The organism is Microbacterium sp. Bi128 (assembly GCF_918698205.1).
The window spans coordinates 1-1,627 of the sequence record NZ_CAKKMM010001164.1 but is presented as its reverse complement, the minus strand read 5'-3'; the positions used below and the strand labels follow the sequence as shown (position 1 = coordinate 1,627).

The window sequence follows — 1,627 nt, the reverse complement described above, 5'->3', positions numbered from 1 at the left end:
CATCCGCGCCCTCGGCCGGGCTGTCTTTTGAACCGGCCCGGGCCGCGGTGCCAAGCTGGCTGCCGGCGTCCAGCAGTTGCCGGGTTTCGGCCAGTGCGGCGGCGCGCGCCTGCTCAGAAAAGGGCGGCGCCGCAGGCTCCGGCGGCCTGGCCGGCGTCAGGACCACGCCCAGGCTCACCACCACCAGGGCGAGGCACACCAAAAGCACATAGCGGGGGAGCGACCGGGGAAAGTGATCCTGCCATCGCTTTTCCCTGGTGTCGTCTTTCACAACAGACCATGTTGTCATGCCGGCCCGGAACTGCGTGCACCACGCCGCCTGGAAAATCGCTAGGCTAGTACACACAACATCATCTAGCGGGAGGCGGCCGGCATCATGACCAACGCAGAAGCCACGACTTCAACAGACCGGACCGGGACGGGGAAGGCTGAAGCCGCAACCGTTCAAAATGTCGAGGCCGAGCGCCTTCACGCACTCCTGGAACCCGCAGTGCTGGCGAACCGGCTGTACCTGGAGGACGTATCCATCCATGTCGCCGGCGCCAACCGGGTGGTCCACGTAGTGGTGGACCTGCCGCAGGAGGAGACCGGGGGCGTCGGGCTCGACGTCATCGCCGAGATCTCCAAGACCCTCTCGGACACCCTGGACAACGACCCCAGCATGGACGCGCGCCCCTATGAGCTCGAAGTCTCTTCACCCGGCGTCGGCCGTCCACTGACCGAGGAGCGGCACTGGCACCGCGCCCGCGGGCGGATGGTCAACGTGAACGTGATCCAAGGCGACAACGTCACCGGCAGGGTCCAGTCCGTCGACGATGGGGGAGTCACCCTCGTTCCGGAAATTGCCGTCAAGAAGGGCATGAAGCCCAAACAGGGTGAACCCGTCAAGCTTCCTTTCGACAGGATCCGCAGCGGAAAAGTCGAGATAGAGTTCAGCCACCTCGAAGAGGCCGGCTTGGAAAAAGCAAACAATGGACCTTCTGAGGAGGCCTGATGGATATTGACATGAGCGCACTGAGACTCCTGGAGCGTGAGCGTGAAATCCCGCTGGATCTCCTGATTCCCACAATCGAGCAGGCACTGCTCGTGGCCTATCACAAGACCCCCGGCGCCTTCGAAAAGGCCCGGGCCGAGCTCGACCGCAAGAGCGGCCACGTGACCATCTGGGCCACCGAGATCGACGACGACGGCGCCCCGATCGGCGAGTTCGAGGACACCCCCGCGGGCTTCGGACGCATCGCGGCGAGCACCGCACGGCAGATCATTCTGCAGCGCCTCCGGGACGCTGAGGACGACAACGTGCTGGGCCAGTTCAAGGGCCGTGAAGGTGAGCTTGTCGCCGGCACCATCCAGCAGGGCAACAACCCGCACATGATCCAGGTGAACCTGGGCACGGTGGAGGCACTGCTGCCGCCGCCCGAGCAGGTTCCCGGCGAGAAGTACATCCACGGCAACCGGCTGCGCGCTTTCGTGATCGACGTCCACCGCGGCACCAAGGGCCCGTCCATCACGCTGTCGCGCTCCCACCCCGGGCTCGTCCGGAAGCTCTTCGAACTCGACGTTCCCGAGATCGCGGACCGTTCGGCCGAGATAGTGGCGCTTGCCCGCGAAGCCTGCCACCGCACCA

2 protein-coding genes and 1 pseudogene are annotated in these 1,627 nt (G+C 65.3%); 2 read left to right on the top strand and 1 reads right to left on the bottom strand.

What is annotated here, in order from left to right; all coding sequences use genetic code 11:
• Positions 1-271: pseudogene (locus LQV45_RS30860) on the bottom strand (hypothetical protein); the annotation flags it as partial.
• 105 nt (positions 272-376) lie between these two features.
• Between LQV45_RS30860 and rimP the strand changes: the two are divergent.
• Both rimP and LQV45_RS30850 read left to right on the top strand, forming a co-directional pair.
• Entirely contained in the window at positions 377-994 is a 618-nt protein-coding gene (gene rimP / locus LQV45_RS30855; RefSeq protein WP_028277119.1) for a ribosome maturation factor RimP, read from the top strand.
• Positions 994-1,627, top strand: a 634-nt coding sequence (locus LQV45_RS30850; RefSeq protein WP_290370369.1) for a NusA N-terminal domain-containing protein, incomplete at its 3' end; no start/stop codon positions are given. The genes rimP and LQV45_RS30850, both read left to right, overlap by 1 nt.